The following is a 22,516-nucleotide window of genomic DNA, read 5'->3' as shown; positions in this document are numbered from 1 at the left end:
ACTAATCCCGGTAGCCCGCGAAGGGCCGGACTTCAATGGGCAAGGTGGTGGCTTGGGCGGCTTTGCGTCCCCAATCAAGTGCCACGTCCAGGTCCTGGGCTTCGATCACCCACAGCCCGCCCACGTGTTCCTTGGCCTCGGCGAACGGACCGTCCGTGGTGAGTACTTCGCCGTCGTTCACCCGCACCACAGTGGAGGTGCTGGCGGGGTGCAGCCCACCTGTGAAAACCCAGGCGCCGGCGTCCCGCATTTCCTGGTTCAGGACGTCAAGATCGGCCATGATTTTGTTGAGGACCTCGGGTTCCGGGATGGGGCCGTCGGGTTGGTAGATGCTGAGCAGATAGCGTGACATGACTGTTCCTCCTTGGGATGTGGCGCCGGCACCTTGCCCGCGTCTCACCCTCTATACGAACGGCGTGGGCTGTTTTCGACATCTCCGCGCACGAATCTGCGAAAAGCTTAGCCCCGCTGGCAGGATGGGATGATGCGCATCCTGGTTGCCCCGGACAAGTTCAAAGGTTCCCTCACCGCTGCCGAAGCGGCATCGGCCATGGCCGAGGGGGTATTGCGGGTGTATCCGGATGCCGTGGTGACGCAGTTCCCCATCGCAGACGGTGGCGAAGGAACACTCGAAGCGGCCGTGGCGGCGGGCTACGAAGAGCGGATCAACGCCGTCGTGGGCCCCATTCTCAAGCCGGTGGGCGCTGCATGGGCCATCCGGCAAAATGCCTTCGGCGGTGCCACCGCGGTGATCGAAACGGCGCAAGCGTCCGGATTGGCGCAAATGGAGCCGACGCCGGAGAACGCCTTGCGCGCCCACAGCTACGGTTGCGGCCAACTCATCGCCGCGGCCCTCGACGCCGGTGCCACGGAAATTGTGCTCGGCTTGGGTGGCTCCGCAATGTCCGACGGCGGCAGCGGCGCCTTGCGCGCACTCGGGCTCAAACCCCTGGACGCGGCCGGGAACGTGGTTCCGCTTGGCGGAGGCTCGCTCGCCGACGTCGTATCCCTCGACGTCTCCGGGCTGGATCCGCGGCTGTCCGCTGTGAGGTTCCGGATCGCCGTCGACGTCCAGAACCCGCTCTTTGGCAACGACGGCGCGGCGCATGTTTTCGGTCCGCAGAAGGGTGCAGACCAGGACGCCGTGGAACTGCTCGACGCCGGCCTGCGCAACTGGGCGTCCCTGCTGCGGGAAGCGGGCGGACAGGACGTCAACGTCCCCGGCGCTGGCGCGGCGGGCGGGTTCCCGGCGTCGTTCTTGGCCTTCACGAGGGCGACGATGGAAGGCGGTTTTGCGCTCGTGGCGGGACTCACGGGTCTTCCTGAACAGCTCGGCGGGGCGGACCTGGTGATCACCGGCGAGGGTTCCATGGATTCGCAGTCGCTGACGGGCAAGGCCCCGATCGCCCTGGCCGATTCGGCCCACGATCACGGCATTCCCGTGATCGTGGTGGCTGGCAGGATCCTGGTGACGCCCGAGGAACTCGCAAGCCATGGGGTGGTGGCCGCGGCACAGTTGCTCGACGTCGCGCAGCGGAAGAACGGACTACCCGACGCCGACGACGCCGTAGCGAATGCCGCCAAGTACCTCGCATGGGCCACGAGCCAGGTGCTTGAAGGGGTCTAGCTCGCTGAATGTCGGACCGAGGGACATGCCCCCCGTTGGCCACAAGGAATGGACATAGTGCGAATATGTCCAATGCCCGGTGCCAAGAGGGGGCATGCTCTGGGGTTACTCGGCGTCGTCGCCGGGCAGATAATGAATGTACAAGTATGGCTCTGACTTCTGCCATGCACCGACGATGCGACGACCCCGCCCGGGACGCCGTCACCGCCTGCCGGGCTGGCAGCCGGCCAGCACGGCATCATCGAATCGAGGAGCACACCATGTCCACCTTGAAAGAGCGGCTGCACGCAGACGTCGTCAGCCACATGAAGGATGGCAACCGCATCGCCCTGAACGCCACCCGCAACGTCCTTAGCGAGATTGACACCCGTGAGAAAGCCGGCCAGATGCCGATCCACCTGGAAGACGCCCAGATCACGGCCATGTTGCAGAAGGAGGCCGCGCAGTATCACGAGGTCGCCCGGCTTTACGAGGAGGCCGGAGAGTCCGAGCGTGCCGCCACGGAGATCGCGGATGCCGAGGTAATCGAGGCCTATCTTCCGGAACCGTTGACCGCCGAAGAAGTCGAGTCCATCGTTGACGAGACCATCGCCTCGCTCAAGGCCGACGGCGTGGAACTGTCCCTGATGCACATGGGCTATGTCATGAAGCCGGTCTCCGAAAGGGTCGCTGGACGCTTCGACGGCAAGGCAGTCAGCGAGATTGTCCGCAGGCGCCTGTCATAGCTAAGTGGTTGGGCCACGCCCTGGGCCGCCCGCCGTGCGGTCCGGAAATTGTGCGGCGGGGAGGGTGACCTCCCCGCCGCACACATGAATTTCCCGGAGGACAGGCCTCTAGCCCTTCTTCCCGCTCCTCTTAGCGACCGCATTTATCGCTGCCTTCGCCGCTGGCGGCAACCCTGCCGTCTCCATCTCTGGCTCGGCGACGGTCCCGCGCCAACGCGCCAGGCCCTTCATGCCGTGGTAGACCACCAAGGCAGCCGCCGAACCCAGCGCGATACCCGTGAACTTCAGTTCCCCGAGGGTCCAGGTGTAATCGGCAATCCCAATGATCAAAGCGACCGCGGCCGTGGTCAGGTTGATGGGGTTGGAGAAGTTGACCTTGTTCTGCACCCAGATCTTCACGCCTAGGACGCCGATCATCCCGTACAGCATGGTCGCGGCGCCGCCCAGAACGCCAGCGGGGACAGTGGCGATGAGTTCGCCGAACTTGGGCGAGAAACTCAGGAGGATGGCGAAGGTCCCGGCAACCCAGTAGGCCGCCGTCGAGTAGACCTTCGTGGCTGCCATGACGCCGATGTTCTCGGCGTAGGTGGTGGTGCCGGAGCCGCCGCCGAATCCGGCGAGGACCGTCGCGACGCCGTCGGCCAGCAACGCGCGGCCGGAGACGTCGTCGAGGTTTCGTCCAGTCATCGCCGCCACTGACTTCACGTGCCCTACATTCTCGGCCACAAGCACCAAGACAACCGGCACGAACAAGCCCACGATGCCGAGGTGGAATTCCGGCGTCTGGAAGTGTGGCAGGCCGATCCACGAGGCCGCGTCCATCTTTGAGTAGTCCACCTCACCGCGCGCCATGGCTGTGAAGTAGCCCACCACCACACCCGCCAGGATGCTCAGGCGGCCCAGAATGCCCCGGAAAAGGACGCTCACCAGGATGATCGTCACGAGCGTGACGAGGGCGGTGATCGGGGCTTTGTCGAAGTTCGCCTTCGCGGCCGGCGCCAGGTTCAGCCCGATCAGGGCAACGATCGCGCCCGTCACGATGGGCGGCATGGTCCGGTTGATCCATTCAGCGCCGAACTTCTGCACCACTGCACCGATAAGCGCGAGTACGACGCCGGCAAGCACCACTCCGCCCAGCGCACCGGGAACGCCGAACTGCTGCTGGGACGCCATGATGGGAGCGATGAAGGCAAAGCTTGAGCCAAGGTAGCTGGGTACGCGGCCCTTGGTGATGACCAGGAACAACAGGGTGCCGATGCCGGAAAAGAAAAGAGTGGTTGCCGGCGGCATGCCCGTGATGATGGGCACCAGGAAGGTGGCTCCGAACATCGCGACGACGTGCTGCATGCCGACGCCGATGGTCAGCGGCCACGCGAGCCGCTCCTCGGGCGCCACTACGTGTCCGGGCCGGATCGTCTTGCCGTTGCCGTGCAGCTTCCATTTGGTTCCGAGCATGCTCATCGACGGGAGCCTTCCCTGAAAGTTGTGATTGTCCGGGTGCAACCTTACCGCCCGGACCGCCTACCGCTTTCGCTGTGTGGAACGTCACGTGGCTTCATGGGAAGAGGCGAGGGGAAGTTGAAGTTGCAACCATGGAAAGCACAAGCGCCCGGTCCTCCATGGCTGCGGGCACAGCGAAAGGTACGCGAATGACGATCGCCCATGAAGAAGCAGTGATTGACGCCGCAGCAGTCGACGCCATCTTTGCCGAAGCCCGCACTGCCAACTCCTTTGCCGGTGAAGTCTCCGAGGAGCAGGCCCAGGCCATCTACGAACTGACCAAGTTCGGCCCGACGGCGTTCAACTCCCAGCCGCTGCGCGTCACCTACGTGCGTTCGGACGAAGCCCGCGCCAAGCTCGTCGAGACCCTTTCTCCGGGCAACAAGGCGAAGACCGCCTCTGCCCCGCTGGTCGCCGTGCTCTCCTACGACACTGCCTGGCACCAGCAGTGGGACAAGTTCCTTCCCGTCTACGCCGCCCCGAAGGCCATGTACGACGCTGACCCCGAGTTCACCGCAACCACGGGCAACAACAACGCCCACCTGCAGGCCGGTTACTTCATCCTCGCCGTCCGCTCCCTCGGCTTCGCTGCCGGCCCCATGACGGGCGCCGACTTCGCCGCGATCGACGCCGAATTCTTCCCTGCCGGGGACCAGAAGAGCTTCCTCGTGGTCAACATCGGCCAGCCGGGTCCGGACGCTTTCGGTGAAGCCAAGCCGAAGTTCGCGTACGAGGACGTCGTCCGCACCGTCTAACGCCTACGCCCCCATGTGACGCTCGATCACTTTTGGCGGCTCTTCCGCCGGCGCTCGCTCACGTCTTGTGAGCGAGCGTTGGTGCTTAAGGCCGGATATGTGATCGGGGGTCGGGGTTTTCGGGCCGATATGTGAGCGAGCGTTTGCCTCGACCGGCTCTCTCCCACCGGCGGTGGGAAAATTTCCTTATGCGGAACCTGATTCTGGTGGCGTTCGTCGAAGCGGTGACTGACGGGCTGGTCTTCCCGCGCAGTGACTGGCCGCTGCACATCACCTTGTTAAGGTTCGACGTCGAACCTTCCGACGGTGACGACGTCGCCACCCGCCTCAGCGAGCTTGTTACGGCGCCAGCAATGGGCGCACTAGGGGCGGAACTTACGGTGGGGCCCGACGCGGGATTCGGTCACCAAGGTTCCATCCCGGTCAGCCTGGTGGACCCCCATCCCATTTTGCAGGGCTTGCACGAGGAACTGTTCGAAGCCATGGAGATCGTTGGAGGGCGCGCGTCAACCCCGCGCTACGTCCTGGACCGCTACCGTCCACACATATCGCATCACGACGGCAAGCGCCCCAAGCCGGGTGACGCCGTCGTGCTCGACCAGATCGCGCTGGTGGACATGGCGCCGGAAGGCAACCACACGATCCGCAGGATCCTTAAGCTGTGGCGCCTCCCGGCGGAGTCCAGCTAGCGCTAGGAAATCACGCCGTCCACAAGAGCTTTGGCCTCTTCCTGGACCTGCTTGAGGTGTTCGGCGCCCTTGAAGGACTCGGCGTAGATCTTGTACACGTCCTCGGTTCCGGACGGGCGGGCCGCGAACCAGGCGTTCTCCGTGACCACCTTGAGGCCACCGATTGACGCGCCGTTGCCGGGGGCCTCGGTCAGTTTGGCGATGATTTCCTCGCCCGCCAGCGTGGTGGCCGTGACGTCCGATGACGAGAGCTTGCCGAGTGCTGCTTTCTGCTCGCGCGTGGCGGCAGCGTCGATCCTGGCATAGACGGGCGAGCCGAACTGGTCCGTGAGGCCCTTGTACAGCTGGGACGGCGACTTGCCCGTGACGGCCGTGATCTCCGATGCCAGGAGGGCCAGCAGGATGCCGTCCTTGTCGGTGGTCCAGACGCTGCCGTCGCGCTTGTTGAACGAGGCACCCGCGGACTCTTCGCCGCCGAAGGCGCCCTCGCCGGAGAGCAGGCCCGGCACGAACCACTTAAAGCCCACCGGAACTTCCACGAGCTTGCGGCCCAGCCCTGCGGCCACGCGGTCAATGATGGAGGAGGACACGAGGGTCTTGCCGACCACGGACTGGGGGTTCCAACCGGTCCTGTTGCGGTACAGGTAGTCGATCGCGACGGCGAGGTAGTGGTTCGGGTTCATCAACCCGCCGTCGGGGGTCACGATGCCGTGGCGGTCGGCGTCGGCGTCGTTTCCGCTAGCGACGTCGAAGGTACCCGTGCCGGCCGAAGCGCTGTCCGACATGCGCTTGATGAGTGAGGCCATAGCCGACGGTGATGAGCAATCCATACGGATCTTCTCGTCCCAGTCGAGGGTCATGAATGCCCACTGCGGGTCAACGGTGGGGTTGACCACGGTGAGGTCCAGCTGGTGACGCTCGCCGATTTCACCCCAGTAGTCCACGGATGCGCCGCCCATGGGGTCCGCCCCAATGCGGACGCCGGCCTTGCGGATCGCGTCCAGGTCCAGGACGGCCGGGAGATCGTCCACGTAGCTGCTGAGGAAATCGAACTTGCCGGTGCCCTCCGCCTTGAGGGCGTCGTTCAGCGGAATCCGCTTGACGCCGCGCAGTCCGTTTTCCAGGAGTTCGTTGGCGCGGTTGGCGATCCAGCCTGTGGCATCCGTGTCGGCTGGGCCGCCGTGCGGGGGGTTGTATTTGAATCCACCGTCGGCAGGAGGGTTGTGGCTGGGGGTGACTACGATGCCGTCCGCCTGGGGCTGCCCCGGGCCGGCCTCATTGTTGTACTTCAGGATCGCGTGGCTGAGCGCCGGGGTGGGCGTGTAGCCGTGCCGCGCGTCGATCAGGACGTTGACCCCGTTGGCGGCGAGGACTTCAAGGGCGGAATTCTGCGCTGGTTCGCTCAGCCCGTGGGTGTCCTTGGCCAAGAAGAGAGGGCCGGTGATGCCCTGGCCGGCACGGTATTCCACGATCGCCTGGGTGATGGCGAGGATGTGCCCTTCGTTGAACGAGGCCTTCAGGCTCGAACCCCGGTGTCCGGATGTACCGAATGCAACACGCTGGGCCGGATCACTGAGATCCGGCGTCACGTCGTAGTACGCGTCAAGAAGAGCGGTGATGTCTACAAGGTCCTGGGGAAGGGCAACAGTGCCCGCACGGCTAGCCATTGACCCAGCATGCCAGACGGTCCGGTGCGCTTTAAGAGAAAACCCACTATTGCGGCGCCTATGACATCGTATTTCCGTTTCACTAACGAAGATTCACTACCCGTTTACCGGAGTGCGGCACGGGGTTTGGGAGTTGGGGCGCCGGGTGCTTATGTACGCCTTGGCTCGGCGGTAGGCTGGGCAGAAAGACTCATGAGGGGGATTTTCCATGACCGACCAGCCAGCTAAACCCGAGAACGCCCCCCAGGGTGATGAACCGCCCAAGGGCTACGAACCGCCGTCGTATGTGCCGCCGGCACCCCAAGCCAGCGAAAACCCGTACGGCGAGCAGCCGTTTGCCTCGCCGGCTGCACCAGGCCTTTACGGCCAGCCCGAAACGCAGCCCCAGCCCCAGCAGCCGCAGGAGCCGTATGGTCAGCCCCAAGGCGGTCCGGCCCAGTTCGGGCAACCCGCTTATGGACAGCAACCGGTATATGGCCAGCCAGCTTCGCCCTACGGGCAACCTCCCCAAGGCCAGCCTGCATACGGGCAGCCGGCCAGCCCCTACGGCCAGCCCGCCTACTACGGCATGCCCGCCGAGCCAAAGGGCCTGAGCATTGCCAGCATGTGCTGCGGCATCGCCGTCTTTGTGGGCTTTGGCTTCTTTGTCCTTCCGCAAGTTGCCGCCGTGATCCTTGGGCACATGGCCCTCAAGAAGGAGCCGGCGGGTAAAGGCATGGCCATCGCGGGCCTCGTGATGGGTTACCTGGGCATTGTTCTGGTGATCATCTTCTGGATCTTTATCGCGATAATCGCCGCCACGGCTTCGCGTTACAACTACAACTACTAGCAACGACGACGACGGTGGCCGGCGCGGTGCCGAGGGACACCGCGAAGAAGAACAGGGCCACCATCTGGGTCTAGACGAACGTTCAAAGGGGGTGAGGGGCCGTTTTTTCCCGAGCTTCAAGCTGTGCTGCGAGCTGCAGGAGCAGGAGCTCGGATCCCGGTTTTCCAATGAGCTGGATTCCCATCGGAAGCCCGTCGCCGGGCGTCCCTCCGGTCCAGTGCACGGGCAGCGAGATTGCCGGCAGCCCGCACACGTTCACCATGGAGGACCACGGCGCAAACTCGCATTGCTTGCGGTAGTCATCGTCCGCGTCGCCGGGCCAGTCCGGGGCCGGCCACTGCTCTCCACCGGGGTCCTTTCCGGTGAACCAGCCCACGGGCCTTGGCGTCTGCGCCAGCGACGGCGTCAGCACGAGATCCCACTGCGCGTACTGCACCACGGTGTCGTGAGTGAACTGCCGCAGGAAGCTTGTGGCCTCGTTGACCTTCGCAGCGCTCCGTTGTTGCGCTCGACGCCGGAAGGTCCGGGTCAGCGGGGTCAGCAGGGCTTCGCGCTGTGGCAGGATGCGGGCGCTCCCGACGCCGGCGGTCCAGGCAGCGGTGAACGCTTCCGGATAGCGGTTGTCGTAGCGGATCTCGGCGTCGAACACCGAATGGCCGGCATCCGTCAGCAATTTGATGCCCGTGTTGAGGGCGTCCAAGGCCTCCTGCTCCGGGGTGAAGGGAAACGTGGTGGACCATGGGCTGTCCAGGCTCACCCCGATGCGCAAAGCGGCCGGCGCTTCTCCAAGGGCCCCAAGGTAACCCCGTTCTGGTTGGCTTTCGCGTGGAACCAGGGCGTCCATCATGAGCGCGGCGTCCGCTGCGGACCGCGCCAACGGCCCCGCAACCACCAAACGTGCGGCGTCACCGACGCTTTCGCCAGCTGGCACCAAGCCGCGGCCCGGCTTAAGCCCCAGGAGGCCACATGCCGCAGCCGGAATACGTATGGAACCGCCGCCGTCGCTCCCTGGGGCGAAGGGAACCAAGCCAGCGGCAACCGCGGCAGCGCTCCCTCCCGACGATCCGCCGGAGCTGCGGCTCAATGCGTGTGGGTTGCGCGACGGCGGCGCGATGCGGTTTTCGCTGTAAGCCGTGAGTCCGAATTCGGGCACCTGAGTCTTGCCCAGTGAAATAGCGCCGGCGCCTTTGAGCGTTGCAGCGAGGGCTCCATCCTCAGGAGCGGGTTTGCGGTCCAGCGCCGCACTGCCGTGGGTGGTCGCGACCCCGGCAACATCGGTGAGGTCCTTGAACGCCAGCGGCACCCCGTGCAGGAGCGGAAGTTCTGCTCCTTCGCGGTGCCGGCGAACATACGCCGCGTCGGCCGCCCGGGCGTCGAGTATCGCTTGGTCCGCCGTCACCGTGACGAAGGCACCCAGCGCGTGGTTGTGCTTTGCGATCCTCGCAAGGAAGTGTTCCGTTGCCTCAACAGCGGACAGCTGGCCCGTGGCCAGGGCTTCGCGCAGGGCTACAGCGCCGAGTTCGTGGATCTCACCCAAGGAAACGGGATTCCAAGCGCTCTTCGACGGCCACAGGTTTGGCGGAATCCCCGGCGGCCGCGGTGACCCGATAGGCGGACTTACCCTTGACTTCCGCAACCACGTCCACAAGTTCCGTGCCCCGGTAGACGAGCCCGACGCCGTCGTCGGTGCAGTGCGTTTCCCCCAGCACCCCTTCGGCAACAAGGCGATGGACCAGCGGCCGCCGGCCCGGCTCGGAGTCATAGTGGACGCCGTTGGCGAACGGGAGAAAGCCGAGCCCATTGGTCAAGGCGCGCAGTTCAGGGCCATAGGAATCCGTGGTGCCACCCTGGAACCAGCAAATCGACCCTGCCGACACCCCGGCCAGCACCACTCCCTGTTCCCAGACGCGCCTCAGAATGCGGTCCAGTCCATGTGCACGCCACACGGCCAGCAGATTGACTACCGAACCGCCGTTGACCCACACCACGTCCTGTTCCAAAAGGTAAGCCTCGGGCTCGCTGTAATTGGGCATCGTGAACAGGTTCAAGTGGCTGAAGTCGAAGCCCGAAACCCGGGCAGCCTGGTCCAATTCCGCGGCGAACCAACGCGGGTCTCCCGATGCTGTACCGATATGCGCCACTCTCGGGGCTCGTCCGCTCACACCGGAAAGCTCGACCGCGTGGTGCACCAGGAGATCGAACTCCATCCTGGTGCGATGACCGGACTTGTACCCGCCGGACGTGGCAAGGATGGTGGGCTCGCCAGTGGGCAAGTGGCCTCCTCCTCGTCTTGTGTGGTCGCGGTGCTTGCAACGGTAGGCTTGATTGTAGATCTGAATCAACTGGAGGGAACTCACGTGAGCGATTTCGACACCGTGCCTGTTGGCGATGTTCCGGCCGACGCGAAAATCTTGGATGTCCGGGAGGACTACGAATGGGTGGCCGGCCACGCTGAAGGTGCCCTTCACATTCCGCTTGACCAGATCCCGGCACGGCTTGACGAACTTGATCCCGACGATGACCTCTTTGTCATCTGCCGGACGGGCGGGCGGTCCTACCGGGCTGTTCAGTGGCTCGTGGGGCAGGGTTACACGGCCACGAACATCGCCGGTGGCATGGACATGTGGTTTGAATCCGGCCGACCCATGGTTTCGGAGAACGGCCTCAAGCCGGTCGTCCTCTAGCCACGACGCATACCACCTAAGGAATATTTGATGTCGGCATCCGCGCTCACCTACACCTTCCTCGGCCCCGAAGGTACGTTCACCGAGGCAGCACTCCTGCAGGTGCCCGGTGCGGCCGAAGCCAACAGGGTGCCGTGCACCAATGTGAACACCGCCTTGGAGCGGGTTCGTCGAGGCGAGGCGGACGCGGCCATGGTGCCGATTGAGAACTCGGTGGAAGGCGGCGTAACAGCCACCCTGGATGCAATAGCCACCGGAACTGAACTTCGGATCATCAGAGAAGCCTTGGTGCCCATCACGTTTGTCCTGGTTGCCCGCCCCGGAGTGAAGATTTCGGATATCCGTCGGGTCTCCACCCACGGTCACGCGTGGGCCCAGTGCAGATTGTGGGTCGACGAAAATATCCCTAATGCGGAATACGTGCCGGGATCCTCGACGGCGGCTGCCGCCGTCGGGCTTCTCGAAGGTGACGTGCACTATGACGCGGCCATCTGCGCCCCCCTGGTCGCCGCCGAACGGCCGGGCCTGAATGTCCTCGCAGAGAACATCGGCGACAACCCCGGCGCGGTCACCCGGTTCGTCCTGGTCAGCCGGCCCGGTGCCCTGCCCGAACGTACCGGCGCAGACAAGACCACCGTGGTCGTTCCGCTCCCGGAAGACCGCCCTGGCGCCTTGATGGAGATCCTGGACCAGTTTGCAACCCGCGGAGTCAACCTCAGCCGGATCGAGTCCCGCCCCACCGGACAGTACCTGGGACACTACTTTTTCAGCATCGACGCTGACGGCCACGCCTCCGACGCCCGCGTAGCCGATGCTTTGGCGGGCCTGCACCGGATCAGCCCGGCCACCCGCTTCCTGGGCTCCTACGCCCGGGCAGACGCTCAGCAAACTTCGGTTGCCCCGCATACTTCCGACGCCGCTTTCGCGTCCGCGCATGCGTGGGTTCGCGGCATTCTGGGCGGGGAATCCGCTGCGCAAAGCGTTGGATAATTGACTCTTCAACCCCTATCGCGTGGATAAAACTGTGCGTATGCTTGCTTGATCCACAATTGATGGACGCATGCCCCTAACGGAGGGAGCGGGCCATGTCGGGAAATAGCAATGACACCAGCGGCCAGGGAATGATCGTCAACCCGAAGCCCAAGGCGGACAATCAGGACTGGGATGGCGACGACGCCGACCGGGCCGATCGCTTGCGCTTTGAGGAAGAGCAGGCCATGATCCGCGAGCAATCGGAAGCGCGCGCAGCCGCCAAGGCCCTGGCGGAACACAAGGCAAAAGAATCGGCGAAGAACGCCAAGTAGCGTGTCGCGCCATTGCACGCACGTCAGTTATTGCACGCGAACCAGAAGAGAACGCGGCTCCACCTTGACGGTGACTTTCGTGGCCTCACCCGAGGGATCGCCGTCAAGTTGCGTGGCCATAGGTTCGTTGCTCTGGATGACCACTTTGCCCGAACGGTAGAAGTTCATTACCGGAAGGTTTCGGTTGTGCTTGAACAGGATCTTGGCGTACACGGCGAGCCAGCCGATGGCGCTGCGGGGGCTCATTACCACGACGTCGAGGACGCCGTCGTCGATCATGGCCTCGGGAATGAAATCGATGCCGCCTGGGATCAAACCGCAATTGGCGAACAGGACGCTTCGGATCTTCCGGGACTGCTCGGGCTCGTCGTCCATGGCAATCGTGACTCGCTTGCGTCGGCCGGGTAGGTGGCGGACGCCCGCCTCCGTGTAGGCCAGCCAGCCGACTGCCTTCTTGAGGTCATCGTTGGTGTCACCCACAACCTCGGCATCCAGGCCCATGCCCGCAATCACCAGGAAAGCATGTTCCGACGAGGCACCCGTCCGCTCATTGTGGATGGCCATGCGGGCCGTGTCGATGTAGCGCTGGTGGCCGAAGAGGGCGGTGTGGACGTTCCCCCGCAGGTCGTTGACGTCCAGGTTCACGTTGCGTGCCAACAGGTTTCCGGTCCCCAATGGAATCAGGCCCATTGCGACGTCCGTGTGCGCGAGGGTCTCAGCCACCACGCGGACGGTGCCGTCGCCGCCGCCCACTAGGACGACGTCGGGCCCATAGGCCAGGGCCGCCTTGGCTTGCGAATGGCCGGGATCGTCCGCGGTCGTGTCGAAGAATTGGGGTTCGTCCCAGCCCGCAAGATGGCAGGCTTCCCGGATGATCCTCCGGGCGTCTTCGGCCTTGGCCTTCACAGGGTTGAGGATCACGGCGACCCGCTGCAAACCGGGATCAGGCTTGTGCGCGTCTTCGCGCACGGCGCTGCGGGCGTGCCTGGCTCTCAGCCGACGCACACCCCACCAGCTGGAGACGGCGAAGACCACGCCCCCAGCGAGAATCACGTACAGGATCCAATCGCTCATGGTGCTTCAACCCTATCCCGCCGCGGGGTGCAGCCGCTCATGCAGAAGGGGGCGCCTGCCGCCGTCGAGCGCTGGCCACAGAGCGGCGCCCTCATTCGATACTCTTGTCTGGTGATCGACGTAAAAGACCTCAGCGAAAACCCGGACAAGTTCCGTGCCAGCCAGCGCGCCCGCGGCGCCGACGAGTCCGTGGTGGACGCGATCATTTCCGCCGATGCAGACCGCCGCGCAGCCCTGATCCGCTACGAAAACCTCCGTGCGGAGCAGAATGTCTTTGGCAAGAAAGTGGCACAGGCCAAGGGCGAGGAAAAGCAGGCGCTGCTGGCCGAGGTCAAGGAACTCGCCAATGCGGTCAAGGCTGCTTCTGCTGAGGCGGACGCAGCCCAGGCCAAGCAGGAAGAGCTGCTCCGTGTCATCCCCAACTTGATCGTGGACGGCGTGCCAGAGGGCGGCGAGGACGATTTTGTGGTGGTCAAGACCGTCGGCACGCCGCGCGAATTCCCGGACTTCGAGCCGAAGGACCACTTGGAGATCGGCGAACTCATTGGCGCGATCGACATGGAACGCGGCGCCAAGGTATCCGGTTCCCGTTTCTATTTCCTCCGCGGAGTGGGTGCCCGCTTGGAGATGGCGCTGCTACAGATGGCGATGGACCAAGCGATCGAGGCTGGCTTCGTGCCCATGATCACCCCCACTTTGGTGCGTCCCGAGACCATGCAGGGCACCGGATTCGATGTGAAGCACGACGCCGAGATCTACCGTCTCGCTGAAGACGACCTTTACCTCGTGGGAACCTCGGAAGTAGCCCTCGCCGGCTACCACGCAGACGAGATCCTGGATCTTTCCGCTGGCCCCATCCGCTACGCCGGGCAGAGTTCCTGCTACCGCCGCGAAGCAGGTTCGCACGGTAAAGACACACGTGGCATCATCCGCGTCCACCAGTTCAACAAGGTGGAGATGTTCATCTACACCACGGTTGAAGAAGCCGCTGCCGAGCACCAGCGCCTCCTGGCCTGGGAAGAGGAAATGTTGGCCAAGGTCGAGATCCCGTACCGCGTGATCGACACGGCGGCGGGGGACCTCGGCATGTCCGCGGCCCGCAAGTTCGACTGCGAAGCCTGGGTTCCCACCCAGAACGCGTACCGTGAGCTCACGTCCACGTCCAACTGCACAACCTTCCAGGCCCGTCGCCTCAACATCCGTGAGCGTGCGGTCAACGAGGACGGCGTTGCGAAGGGCACCCGTGCCGTCGCCACCCTGAATGGCACCCTGGCCACAACTCGCTGGATTGTGGCCATCCTGGAGCACCACCAGAACCCGGACGGCTCGGTCAACGTCCCCAAGGCGCTCCAGAAGTACATCGGCGGCCTCGAGGTCCTCCCGGTTCTGTAGCCCTCCGGACGGGCACAGCTCTAGCCCAGGCACTGGTCCCGCCCTTGTTCGCTCTCCTCCGCGTTGTACGGTGGGAATTTCGATCAAGGGCGGGATTGTTCGTTTCATCTAGTCCTCCACAGGCAGTCTCGTCCACATAGAGGTTCCCGTCCGATGACCGAGCGCGGGCCATGAAGCATGGTGGAGGGATGGATATTCGGCCTCATCGATACTTCGGAGATCCGGCGCACAGGAGCGCGTACGGATTCCATCCACTGCCAGTTCAAGTCTGGAAAGTTGGTAAGGATCCGGCGTGGGTTCTATGTTGAGGTTTCACATTGGCTCGATGCGCGGCCCTGGGAACGATTCGCGTGGTCTGTGGCCGCGGCGACCCGTTCCATCCCGGGGGCTATCTTGTGCAGGGAATCGGCAGCGCTGGTCAGCGGAATTCCGGTCCTGCGAACTCCGACGCACGTGGAACTCCTCACTCCGCATCAGTCGCAGTCCGGCAGGCGGAAACAAACCTTTCAGGTCATGGGAGACGGCCCATCGGCCAAACAGATCAGGAGCAACGGCGACTATCCGCTCCGGCACTACGCGCTCCCGGACTCGGAGTGCGAAACGCACGGCGAATTTCGTTGCACCGGGCTGTTGCAGACCGCTTTGGATATTCATTTTCCACGCGTCTCAGCCAGGCCTTGGAGGAAGTCTTGTACAGGGAAAAGCTGAGGGAAGACCGGATACGCGATCTTGGATGCGGTTTTGTGCGCTGGGGTTGGCCCACGTCGACAATCCCGAGAGACTGCGTCAGAAGCTGCTCGGTGCGGGATTGACCCCATCCCTAGGTGCATCCCGAAGAAACCCGTTCTAGTTCGCGAATCATGCCGTTGTCCGGTGGGAACATCGAACAAGGGCGCGTTTCGAGGGCAATCCCCGTCCCAAGTGAATACTCACACTGTGGACAACGTGTGAGTATTCACCCCCTGTTAATCCCTTGCTGTGGCCTGCGTCCTAGCTGGTGTCCGTGGGGGTCTGCTTCACTGTAGGCATGACTATTTTGACTGGTACCTCAGTCGCTGGCATCGATGACCAGCGGAATTTCAGCCACAAACTCATGGTCGCACTGGATGTTGACGGAACCCTCGTGGACCATGATGGCCACATGTCGCAGGGAGTCCGCGACGCCGCAAGGGCCGTCGTCTCCGGCGGTCACGACGTCCTGATCGCCACCGGCCGTTCGTTGAACGCCACCTTGCCCATCATCGAGCAGATCGGCCTTGAGCGGGGCTACGCGGTGTGCTGCAACGGCGGCGTCACCTTGCGGCTCGATCCCCGGTTGGATGCGGGCTACGAGATCATCCACAAGGCAACTTTCGATCCCGCCCCGGCGCTGATGGCTCTCCGCGAGCTGCTCCCGTCCGCAAAGTACGCGCTCGAGGATGAGGACGGGAACTTCCTCTCCACCGAGCGTTTCCAGGACGCGAGCTTCGGCGTCGAGGCAATCGGCGTCGATTTCCAAACCATGCTGGATGCCACCGCGGTGCGCGTCGTGGTGTTCAGCAGCGAGAACACCGCCGAGGAATTTTCCACCGCCATCCGCAAGATCGGATTGTCCGGGGTCACTTACTCGGTGGGCTGGACAGCCTGGCTGGATATCGCCGCCGACGGAGTTACCAAGGCCAGCGCCCTTGAGCAGCTGCGCCGGCGGCTCGGCACCCACCCGCGCCACACGGTGGCGGTGGGAGACGGCCGCAATGACATTGAGATGCTCAGCTGGGCAGGCCGCGGCGTTGCCATGGGCCAGGCACCTGAAGAAGTCATCGCCGTCGCGGACGAGGTCACGGCTTCGGTCTACGACGACGGCGCGGCACTCATCCTGCGCGGCCTGCTGTAACCGCCGCACGCGGCCGGGCTTCCCGATAACGAATGCCCAAACAGAGGCCCAGCAGGCTCTGTAGCCCGTGCTTGGCTGACGCCGCAACAGTGGGGTGCATGCTGACCAAGACGCCCAAGGGCGCGTAATACGGGTAGGAGGCGGCAGTCCCAGGCATCAGTGGCGCGAGGTGCCAAGCCAGCCTTGCCGCGAGGGCCGTCTTGGCAGCAAAGGAGACGGTGGCCTGTGGCGGCCTGCCTGAGCGCTCGAAAATCGCGGCACATTTGGCGAGGGGGTCATGGACCCAACGTAGGCCGGGAGGACTGGACGTCTCGAGGACGAGTTCAGTAAACCTCGAGGATCAACTGCAGCAAGCGGGCCGCTGCGGGCCTGGCAGCATGCTCCTCCACCCACTGGGCACGGGCAAGTGCCTTGCTCACGGCCTGGGTACTTATCCCCAGTTCTTGGGCCACGGCCTTCTGTTGTCCGCGAACGCCCGGCGTAAGCAGATCCAGCACGCGCCACTCGGCCATGCTTCGGTGCTGCACGATGTGTCCTAGAAGCCGCAGCACGGCCTCCGACTCGGAGGCCAGGGCAGCAATTGGACCTTCAACGGCCACGGGGATGCGCTCCTTGCCGTTCCGCAAGCGGTCCACGGCGCGGCGGGCGTAGACCAGCCCGTGCCCGGAGGCGTCTTTGATCTGGTTGGGCAACGGTTCGTTGACCGGCCCGACGCCGATCCCCACGTACCACTGCCCGCTTCGCAAGGCGATGAGCGCCGTATCCACAGCCTGGTGCGGGAATTCAACGATGCCTTGGACTTCGTCCTCCACCGAGCGGTCAAAGTCCAGGCGCGCAGGGATGTGGCGCAGGTCTTTCAGCAGCTGTGGAACGAGGTCTCCGTTGCCGCGGCTGTCGCGTTGGTTGATGGTCAGGGTGAACATGGTGGATCAAACATTACCGGCAGGTAGCTGACTTTCAAGGGGTTAATTCAGAGCCAACTGCTCGTGACGACGGCCTGCGGCAGCGTTTGTGAGGCCAGCTGTTCCGCGATGGGACCCCACCAATTAACGACGGCGGCGGGTGCGGTTCACATGGAACCGCACCCGCCGCCGTCGTGCCGGTCAGATTACCGACTAATGGGAGACCGGAACGTAGCGCTTGATGGAAGCTTCCAGCTCGGCTTCGGCAGCTGCGCGGTCGGCCCAGCCCTCGGCTTTGACCCACTTGCCCGGCTCAAGGTCCTTGTAACGGGTGAAGAAGTGCTCGATTTCCTTGATCAGGAATTCGCTGACATCCGAGATTTCCTGGATGTGGTCGAAGCGCGGGTCGGCCGGGACGCACAGGACCTTGGCGTCTCCACCGCCGTCGTCGGTCATGTTGAACACGCCGATGGGGCGGGACTCAACGATGACGCCGGGATACAGGTCGAAGTCCTGCAGGAGCACCAGTGCGTCCAACGGGTCGCCGTCCTCGCCCAAGGTGTTCTCGAAGAACCCGTAGTGGGTCGGGTACTGCATCGAGGTGAAAAGGACGCGGTCCAGGCGGACGCGGCCGGTCTCGTGGTCAACTTCGTACTTGACGCGCGACCCCTTAGGGATCTCGATCGTGACGTCGTGCTTCATGGAATGCTCCTTGACGGTATTGGCATGGGCGTGGCAACAGAGCAGCCGACGCCGCCGACTACTATTGAGGATATAGCGAGAGGCCCAAGTTTCTTGAAACGGTGGGGACATTCAAGACTTTGAGGACTAAAGCTGCATGAAGGGCGTTGACGACGCGGGGGCTGAAAAGCAGGCTCCGGAACAGCAGGAGACCCCCGTTCTCAGACCGAGGAAGATCAAACCCAGGAAACCGGCCCCGAAGGGCTTTGCTCGTTTTCTGCCAGTGATCTTCCTGACTTTGGTCATCGCTGCCTTGGCCGTGCCCATGGGGCTGGGGGTTGCGCCCGGATTCTTCGGCCCAACGTTCCTGGGGGCCGCCAGCACGCCCGCGCCCAAGGTACCGGCATGGCAACAGATTCCCAACGAACTCAGCCGCACCCAGGTGGTTGCGCCCTTGGACCCTTCAACCCCGGTCCCGCTGCCAGCCGATGTCACCCGCCAGCTCAACGCCACACTGACGCCCGACGGCGGAGGAGACTTCACCGGCGTCGTTCAGGACGCGTTGACCGGACTTCCGCTTTACGATCGTGACGGCACCAAGAACCGGGTCCCGGCGTCCAACATGAAGCTCCTCACCGCCGTCGCGGCGCTGCGGGCGATCGGCCCGGAGACACGCTTCAGCACACGGGTTCTGGCGGGTCCCTCGGCGTCGATCATTGTGCTGAGCGCGGGAGGGGACGTCCTTCTCGGCGCGGGCCAATCGCAGCCCGGCGAGGTGATGGGCCATGCCGGCCTCGAAACACTCGCGGCGGGTGCGGCCAAAGCGCTCAAGGACCGCGGCGTCACGGGTCCCGTCACCGTGCAGTTGGACGACACGATCTTCACTGGTCCAGCCTTGAACCCGGCGTGGAGCCTCGACGACGTCGCTGCCGGCGAAACGGCGCCCGTTTTCCCGCTCGCGCTGAACTCGGCGCGGAGCAGCCCGGGTGCCACCACCGGTCCGCGCCCGCAGGACGCAGCGCTCACGGCCGCGGAGGCTTTCGCCGGGAAGCTCCAAGCCGCGGGTGCTGCTGCAGGATTCACGGTGTCCCCGGATGTGGAACGCGCCAAGGCTCCCGCGGGAAAGCAGGACGTCCTCGCCAGCGCGGAATCTGCCACGGCCCGCGAGCAGATTGACCTGATGCTGGAAACCTCGGACAACTACCTCGCCGAAACATTCGGCCGGATGGCTGCGCTGTCCGCAGGAAAACCAGGATCCAACGACGGCGCCACCGCGGCCGTGAGCGCCCAGTTGGCGGAGCTGGGCATCGCCACAGACTCCATGCACTTGGCAGACGTCTCCGGGCTCTCATTGGGCAACCAGGTATCCGCCCGGCAGTTCGTGGACGTGGTCCGCGCCATTACCTCCGGACCGGACACCCGTCTCCGTGCCGCGCTCGCCGGATTCCCGGTGGCCGGACTGACCGGGACACTCGGCGACCGCTACGGCGACGCCAGCACCTCCCAAGGGGCGGGGTTGGTGCGGGCCAAGACCGGAACCTTGAATTCGGTCATCGCCTTGAGCGGCTATGTGGTGGACGCAGACGGCCGTCTCCTGGTCTTCTCCTTCATTGGCAATGGGCTGACGCCGGCAGCTGCCGGGAACAAAGTGGCGCTGGACAGATCAGCCACCGCGCTCGCCGCGTGCGGTTGCTCTGGTGGTTGACGTTCGTCGCTGCCTGACGTTCGCCGCTGAGCGAACTTAAGGGCGCAGATTCAGCCTGCTGTGTTCTGATGGTTCGTATGGACTCTCAGCAGCAAGCCCAGTCCCTCATCAACTGGGAGCTGGCCGCCTCCACGGCTGCCCGGCTCGCTCCCCCCGGTCCGGTCATGAGTCCGGGCGAAATCGGCAAAGCCGTGGATAGTCTGCGTTTCAGTGCGGACATCTCGGTTCCGCATGTGCACGACATCACCGGTTTGGAAGCCGCGCGCGATCTCCGCGATTCCCATGTCCTGGTGGTGGACCGGGCGTCGTGGGCGAAGGCGAACACCCAGAGCTTTGCGGTGATGCTCCAGCCGGCCCTTCAGCAAATGTTGGATTCACGCCGCGGTCCGGCGATGACACCGGCTGCTGCGGCCGCCAGCGGCGCCATCACGGGCAGCCAGCTGGGAGCTGTGCTTGCCTTCTTGTCGAGCAAGGTCCTGGGCCAATATGATCCCTTCGCGGCACTCGCCCCGGACTCGAAAGCGCCTCCAGCCGGCCGGCTCTTGCTGGTGGCCCCGAACATCGTCTCCGTGGAGCGCGAGCTCAACGTGGACCCAGACGATTTCCGGCTCTGGGTCTGCCTTCACGAGCAGACCCACCGCGTGCAGTTTGCCGCCGCGCCTTGGCTCCGGACCCACATGCTCGAGGAGATCGAGCGGCTCAGCACCAACTTGCTCGGCAATGTGGACTCCATCATGGACCGTGCCACCGCCGCCGCGAGGTCCCTGCGCGATCGCTCCACTGGTGCCACGCCCGGCCGCGGAGCCATCTTGGATCTGCTGCAGAACCCCGAGGAGAAGGCCTCGCTTTCGCATCTCACAGCTGTCATGAGCCTGCTGGAAGGGCACGCCAACGTGGTGATGGACGCCGTCGATTCCACCCTGGTCCCTTCAGTGAAAACCATCAGGCAGCGCTTCAACGCACGGGGCAAGGACCGCGGCGTGATCGAGAAATTCATCCGCAACATCCTCGGCCTGGATGCCAAGATGCGCCAGTACAGCGACGGAGCCAAGTTTGTCCGTGAAGTGGTTGCCGTGGCTGGCATGGCGGGATTGAACCGGGTATGGGAATCGGCCGAACAACTGCCCACGGAAGCCGAAATCCACGACGCCAAGCTGTGGCTTGAGCGGATGGGTCTGTGATCGCGGGTACCGAATCCAGCCCCGCGGGGCCAGGCAGCAGCCCACAAAGCAGCGGACGACGGCGTCCCGGGCGTTTGGTTCCGGTCGTCGGCAAAGCACGGAATATGTTGCAGGACGCACTGGCCTCCGCAGGCTATCCCGAGCGAATCCTGGTGGCTTGCAGCGGCGGCCCTGACTCCCTGGCCCTCGCTTCCGTGGCTGCCTACTTCGCTCGTCGCGGACACGTGCACGGCCACCCGGTGAGCGTGGCCGCCGTCGTGGTTGACCACCAGCTGCAGGAAGGCTCGGGTGAGGTTGCGGCACGAACTGTAGCGGTCCTGCAGGAGCTGGGACTTTCGCCTGTCCAGCTGCGGACCGTGGACGTGGCTGCCACCGGTTTTGGACCCGAGGCCGCGGCGCGCGACGCCCGGCACGCAGCCCTTGAGGCGGCCGCCACGGAGCTTGATTGCCAGGCAATCCTGCTCGGGCACACCCTGGATGACCAGGCGGAACAGGTGCTGCTGGGCCTGGCCCGGGGCTCGGGAACCCGCTCCCTCGCCGGAATGCGACCCGCCCGCGGCAAGCTCCTTCGTCCCTTCCTCGGCCTCCGCCGCGCGGAAACACTCGAAATCTGCGAAGTCGAGGAGCTCGAAACCTGGCACGACCCCAGCAATGCGGACCCCGCTTTCGCCCGCTCGAGGACCCGGGTGGAGGTAATGCCCTTGCTTGAGGACGAGCTCGGACCCGGCGTTGCCGAATCGCTCGCCCGCACCGCCGCGATCCTTCAACAGGACGCCGATTTCCTGGAGCAGCTTGCCGCGGAGAGCTACGCGGGCCTCGTGAACCGGACCGACGACGGCCTCTGGCTCCCCGAAGATTCGTTGAGGGAGTTGGCCCCCGCACTGAGGTTCCGGGTGATCGCCAAAGCAGCCGCCGACGTCGGGGGCCAGCAGCCCGGCTACGGGCGGCTCCAGGCGGCTGAAGCATTGCTGCGCCGGCAGGGATCGGCCGGTCCCGTGCAGCTTCCCGGAAGCGTCAGCGTCTATCGGGTGTCGTTGAGTGAATTGGAGCGGGAGGCCTCCGCGCAAGGAGACGCCGTTCCCCGCGAAGGCGGCGGCTGTGGGAAGCTAGTATTCCGGCAACACAAATCGCCCCAACACTAGCCGCACCCACGCATCAACACAGGAGCCATTGGTGGATTCAAACGACGTCCAGGCAGACCTCAAGCACGTTCTCTACACCAAGGAGCAGATCCAGCGACGAATCGGTGAACTGGCTGCACAGATCGACAAGGACTACGAGGGCCGTGAACTTCTGATCGTGGGCGTGCTCAAGGGTGCTGTCATGGTCATGGCCGACCTTGCGCGCGCACTTCACAGCCACGTCAGCATGGACTGGATGGCCGTGTCATCGTACGGCTCCGGTACGCAGTCCTCCGGCGTCGTGCGCATCCTCAAGGACCTTGACACCGACCTCATGGGCAAGGATGTCCTGATTGTCGAAGACATTATCGATTCCGGGCTGACGCTTTCGTGGCTCAAGACCAACCTCGAATCCCGCGGCACCGCCTCGGTGGAAATCTGCACGGCTTTCCGCAAACCCACAGCCGCCAAGGTGGAGATTGACGTCAAGTACGTCGGCTATGACATTCCCAACGAATTCGTCGTTGGCTACGGACTGGATTACGCCGAGAAGTACCGCAATTTGGACTTTGTGGGAACCCTCGCCCCGCACGTCTACGAATAACATCTTTCCCGCGCAATGACCGCGGAGAGAAGGCGGCTTCCCAAATTGGTAAGCCGCCTTCTTTTTTCGGCGGAGGACCGCATATTTCCGGGAGAACCTGCCCAAGTGCACCTCCGTGTACGCCTAGAGGGAACTTTTCCCCCTCACTATGCGTGATTCACTCCGAACGGTGTAAAGCTAGAAACTGACGCAGCACCACACGC

22 protein-coding genes and 1 pseudogene are annotated in these 22,516 nt (G+C 64.2%); 14 read left to right on the top strand and 9 right to left on the bottom strand.

Annotation, left to right across the window (positions count from 1 at the left end; all coding sequences use genetic code 11):
• Nucleotide 1: 1 nt before the first annotated feature.
• Entirely contained in the window at nt 2–352 is a 351-nt protein-coding gene (locus AC3ANQ_RS23040) for a YciI family protein (protein ID WP_488303179.1), read from the bottom strand.
• 132 nt (nt 353–484) lie between these two features.
• On the opposite strand from AC3ANQ_RS23040, the gene AC3ANQ_RS23035 reads away from it, so the two are divergent.
• Together AC3ANQ_RS23035 and AC3ANQ_RS23030 are read left to right on the top strand one after the other, a co-directional pair.
• Nucleotides 485–1,627 (top strand): glycerate kinase, encoded by a 1,143-nt coding sequence (locus AC3ANQ_RS23035; protein WP_488305396.1) that lies wholly within the window; start codon nt 485–487, stop codon nt 1,625–1,627.
• Nucleotides 1,628–1,887: 260 nt separating this feature from the next.
• Nucleotides 1,888–2,352: a GatB/YqeY domain-containing protein gene (locus AC3ANQ_RS23030; RefSeq protein ID WP_488303178.1), complete on the top strand. Its 465-nt coding sequence runs from the start codon at nt 1,888–1,890 to the stop codon at nt 2,350–2,352.
• Nucleotides 2,353–2,460: 108 nt separating this feature from the next.
• On the opposite strand, the gene AC3ANQ_RS23025 is transcribed toward AC3ANQ_RS23030, so the two are convergent.
• Nucleotides 2,461–3,813 (bottom strand): uracil-xanthine permease family protein, encoded by a 1,353-nt coding sequence (locus tag AC3ANQ_RS23025; protein ID WP_488303177.1) that lies wholly within the window; start codon nt 3,811–3,813, stop codon nt 2,461–2,463.
• Nucleotides 3,814–4,001: 188 nt separating this feature from the next.
• Here AC3ANQ_RS23025 and AC3ANQ_RS23020 point away from each other — a divergent pair, with 188 nt between their 5' ends.
• Together AC3ANQ_RS23020 and AC3ANQ_RS23015 are read left to right on the top strand one after the other, a co-directional pair.
• Entirely contained in the window at nt 4,002–4,607 is a 606-nt protein-coding gene (locus AC3ANQ_RS23020; protein WP_488303176.1) for a malonic semialdehyde reductase, read from the top strand.
• Between the two features lie 188 nt (nt 4,608–4,795).
• Nucleotides 4,796–5,296, top strand: a complete 501-nt coding sequence (locus tag AC3ANQ_RS23015) for a 2'-5' RNA ligase family protein (RefSeq protein WP_488303175.1) — start codon at nt 4,796–4,798, stop codon at nt 5,294–5,296.
• Nucleotides 5,297–5,298: 2 nt separating this feature from the next.
• Here the strand turns inward: AC3ANQ_RS23015 and pgm are convergent, their stop codons facing one another.
• A complete protein-coding gene (gene pgm, locus AC3ANQ_RS23010; RefSeq protein ID WP_488303174.1) occupies nt 5,299–6,963 on the bottom strand; it encodes a phosphoglucomutase (alpha-D-glucose-1,6-bisphosphate-dependent) in 1,665 nt (554 codons plus the stop codon).
• 208 nt (nt 6,964–7,171) lie between these two features.
• Between pgm and AC3ANQ_RS23005 the strand changes: the two genes are divergently transcribed.
• Entirely contained in the window at nt 7,172–7,792 is a 621-nt protein-coding gene (locus tag AC3ANQ_RS23005) for a DUF4190 domain-containing protein (RefSeq protein WP_488303173.1), read from the top strand.
• An 82-nt stretch (nt 7,793–7,874) separates the two neighbouring features.
• On the opposite strand, the gene AC3ANQ_RS23000 is transcribed toward AC3ANQ_RS23005, so the two are convergent.
• Complete coding sequence (locus AC3ANQ_RS23000; protein WP_488303172.1) at nt 7,875–9,329, bottom strand: amidase; 1,455 nt, start codon at nt 9,327–9,329, stop codon at nt 7,875–7,877.
• Nucleotides 9,322–10,065 (bottom strand): Type 1 glutamine amidotransferase-like domain-containing protein, encoded by a 744-nt coding sequence (locus AC3ANQ_RS22995; RefSeq protein WP_488303171.1) that lies wholly within the window; start codon nt 10,063–10,065, stop codon nt 9,322–9,324. Before AC3ANQ_RS22995 ends, AC3ANQ_RS23000 begins: the two co-directional genes overlap by 8 nt.
• An 84-nt stretch (nt 10,066–10,149) precedes the next feature.
• Here AC3ANQ_RS22995 and AC3ANQ_RS22990 point away from each other — a divergent pair, with 84 nt between their 5' ends.
• From AC3ANQ_RS22990 to AC3ANQ_RS22980, 3 genes are all read left to right on the top strand, one after another.
• Complete coding sequence (locus tag AC3ANQ_RS22990) at nt 10,150–10,476, top strand: rhodanese-like domain-containing protein (RefSeq protein ID WP_265978260.1); 327 nt, start codon at nt 10,150–10,152, stop codon at nt 10,474–10,476.
• 30 nt (nt 10,477–10,506) lie between these two features.
• Nucleotides 10,507–11,466, top strand: coding sequence for a prephenate dehydratase (gene pheA / locus AC3ANQ_RS22985; protein WP_488303170.1), 960 nt, complete (start codon nt 10,507–10,509; stop codon nt 11,464–11,466).
• Nucleotides 11,467–11,561: 95 nt separating this feature from the next.
• Nucleotides 11,562–11,780, top strand: coding sequence for a hypothetical protein (locus tag AC3ANQ_RS22980; RefSeq protein WP_488303169.1), 219 nt, complete (start codon nt 11,562–11,564; stop codon nt 11,778–11,780).
• A gap of 27 nt (nt 11,781–11,807) precedes the next feature.
• On the opposite strand, the gene AC3ANQ_RS22975 is transcribed toward AC3ANQ_RS22980, so the two are convergent.
• On the bottom strand, nt 11,808–12,854 hold the full coding sequence (locus AC3ANQ_RS22975) for a diacylglycerol/lipid kinase family protein (RefSeq protein WP_488303168.1): 1,047 nt from the start codon (nt 12,852–12,854) through the stop codon (nt 11,808–11,810).
• A 111-nt stretch (nt 12,855–12,965) separates the two neighbouring features.
• Here AC3ANQ_RS22975 and serS point away from each other — a divergent pair, with 111 nt between their 5' ends.
• Nucleotides 12,966–14,246, top strand: a complete 1,281-nt coding sequence (serS, locus tag AC3ANQ_RS22970; protein WP_268024173.1) for a serine--tRNA ligase — start codon at nt 12,966–12,968, stop codon at nt 14,244–14,246.
• Between the two features lie 1,027 nt (nt 14,247–15,273).
• Nucleotides 15,274–16,119 carry an HAD family hydrolase gene (locus AC3ANQ_RS22965; protein WP_488303167.1) on the top strand — a complete coding sequence of 282 codons (846 nt, stop codon included), beginning with the start codon at nt 15,274–15,276 and terminating at the stop codon, nt 16,117–16,119.
• 31 nt (nt 16,120–16,150) lie between these two features.
• On the opposite strand, the pseudogene AC3ANQ_RS22960 reads toward AC3ANQ_RS22965, so the two are convergent.
• From AC3ANQ_RS22960 to AC3ANQ_RS22950, 3 genes and pseudogenes are all read right to left on the bottom strand, one after another.
• Nucleotides 16,151–16,382, bottom strand: a pseudogene (locus tag AC3ANQ_RS22960) (hypothetical protein); the annotation flags it as partial.
• Between the two features lie 60 nt (nt 16,383–16,442).
• Nucleotides 16,443–17,042, bottom strand: a complete 600-nt coding sequence (locus tag AC3ANQ_RS22955) for a hypothetical protein (protein WP_488303166.1) — start codon at nt 17,040–17,042, stop codon at nt 16,443–16,445.
• Between the two features lie 192 nt (nt 17,043–17,234).
• Complete coding sequence (locus AC3ANQ_RS22950) at nt 17,235–17,723, bottom strand: inorganic diphosphatase (protein WP_059388921.1); 489 nt, start codon at nt 17,721–17,723, stop codon at nt 17,235–17,237.
• A gap of 304 nt (nt 17,724–18,027) precedes the next feature.
• On the opposite strand from AC3ANQ_RS22950, the gene dacB reads away from it, so the two are divergent.
• From dacB to hpt, 4 genes are all read left to right on the top strand, one after another.
• Nucleotides 18,028–19,407, top strand: coding sequence for a D-alanyl-D-alanine carboxypeptidase/D-alanyl-D-alanine endopeptidase (dacB, locus tag AC3ANQ_RS22945; protein WP_488305395.1), 1,380 nt, complete (start codon nt 18,028–18,030; stop codon nt 19,405–19,407).
• Nucleotides 19,408–19,484: 77 nt separating this feature from the next.
• The gene (locus AC3ANQ_RS22940; RefSeq protein ID WP_488303165.1) at nt 19,485–20,588 is read left to right on the top strand and encodes a zinc-dependent metalloprotease; all 1,104 of its coding nucleotides are present in this window, start codon (nt 19,485–19,487) and stop codon (nt 20,586–20,588) included.
• Nucleotides 20,589–20,692: 104 nt separating this feature from the next.
• Nucleotides 20,693–21,730 (top strand): tRNA lysidine(34) synthetase TilS, encoded by a 1,038-nt coding sequence (gene tilS, locus AC3ANQ_RS22935; protein WP_488303164.1) that lies wholly within the window; start codon nt 20,693–20,695, stop codon nt 21,728–21,730.
• A 31-nt stretch (nt 21,731–21,761) separates the two neighbouring features.
• A complete protein-coding gene (gene hpt / locus AC3ANQ_RS22930; RefSeq protein WP_184741199.1) occupies nt 21,762–22,313 on the top strand; it encodes a hypoxanthine phosphoribosyltransferase in 552 nt (183 codons plus the stop codon).
• Nucleotides 22,314–22,516 lie beyond the last annotated feature (203 nt).

Source organism: Arthrobacter sp. DMZ02-1R, from assembly GCF_057747935.1.
This window is presented reverse-complemented; position numbering and strand designations above follow the sequence as displayed.

Coding starts and splice junctions, on each gene's coding strand:
- AC3ANQ_RS23040 (WP_488303179.1), bottom strand. CDS start 352: ATGTCACGCTATCTGCTCAGCATCTACCAACCCGACGGCCCCATCCCG.
- AC3ANQ_RS23035 (WP_488305396.1), top strand. CDS start 485: ATGCGCATCCTGGTTGCCCCGGACAAGTTCAAAGGTTCCCTCACCGCT.
- AC3ANQ_RS23030 (WP_488303178.1), top strand. CDS start 1,888: ATGTCCACCTTGAAAGAGCGGCTGCACGCAGACGTCGTCAGCCACATG.
- AC3ANQ_RS23025 (WP_488303177.1), bottom strand. CDS start 3,813: ATGAGCATGCTCGGAACCAAATGGAAGCTGCACGGCAACGGCAAGACG.
- AC3ANQ_RS23020 (WP_488303176.1), top strand. CDS start 4,002: ATGACGATCGCCCATGAAGAAGCAGTGATTGACGCCGCAGCAGTCGAC.
- AC3ANQ_RS23015 (WP_488303175.1), top strand. CDS start 4,796: ATGCGGAACCTGATTCTGGTGGCGTTCGTCGAAGCGGTGACTGACGGG.
- pgm (WP_488303174.1), bottom strand. CDS start 6,963: ATGGCTAGCCGTGCGGGCACTGTTGCCCTTCCCCAGGACCTTGTAGAC.
- AC3ANQ_RS23005 (WP_488303173.1), top strand. CDS start 7,172: ATGACCGACCAGCCAGCTAAACCCGAGAACGCCCCCCAGGGTGATGAA.
- pheA (WP_488303170.1), top strand. CDS start 10,507: ATGTCGGCATCCGCGCTCACCTACACCTTCCTCGGCCCCGAAGGTACG.
- AC3ANQ_RS22980 (WP_488303169.1), top strand. CDS start 11,562: ATGTCGGGAAATAGCAATGACACCAGCGGCCAGGGAATGATCGTCAAC.
- AC3ANQ_RS22975 (WP_488303168.1), bottom strand. CDS start 12,854: ATGAGCGATTGGATCCTGTACGTGATTCTCGCTGGGGGCGTGGTCTTC.
- AC3ANQ_RS22965 (WP_488303167.1), top strand. CDS start 15,274: ATGACTATTTTGACTGGTACCTCAGTCGCTGGCATCGATGACCAGCGG.
- AC3ANQ_RS22955 (WP_488303166.1), bottom strand. CDS start 17,042: ATGTTCACCCTGACCATCAACCAACGCGACAGCCGCGGCAACGGAGAC.
- AC3ANQ_RS22950 (WP_059388921.1), bottom strand. CDS start 17,723: ATGAAGCACGACGTCACGATCGAGATCCCTAAGGGGTCGCGCGTCAAG.
- dacB (WP_488305395.1), top strand. CDS start 18,028: ATGGGGCTGGGGGTTGCGCCCGGATTCTTCGGCCCAACGTTCCTGGGG.
- AC3ANQ_RS22940 (WP_488303165.1), top strand. CDS start 19,485: ATGGACTCTCAGCAGCAAGCCCAGTCCCTCATCAACTGGGAGCTGGCC.
- tilS (WP_488303164.1), top strand. CDS start 20,693: ATGTTGCAGGACGCACTGGCCTCCGCAGGCTATCCCGAGCGAATCCTG.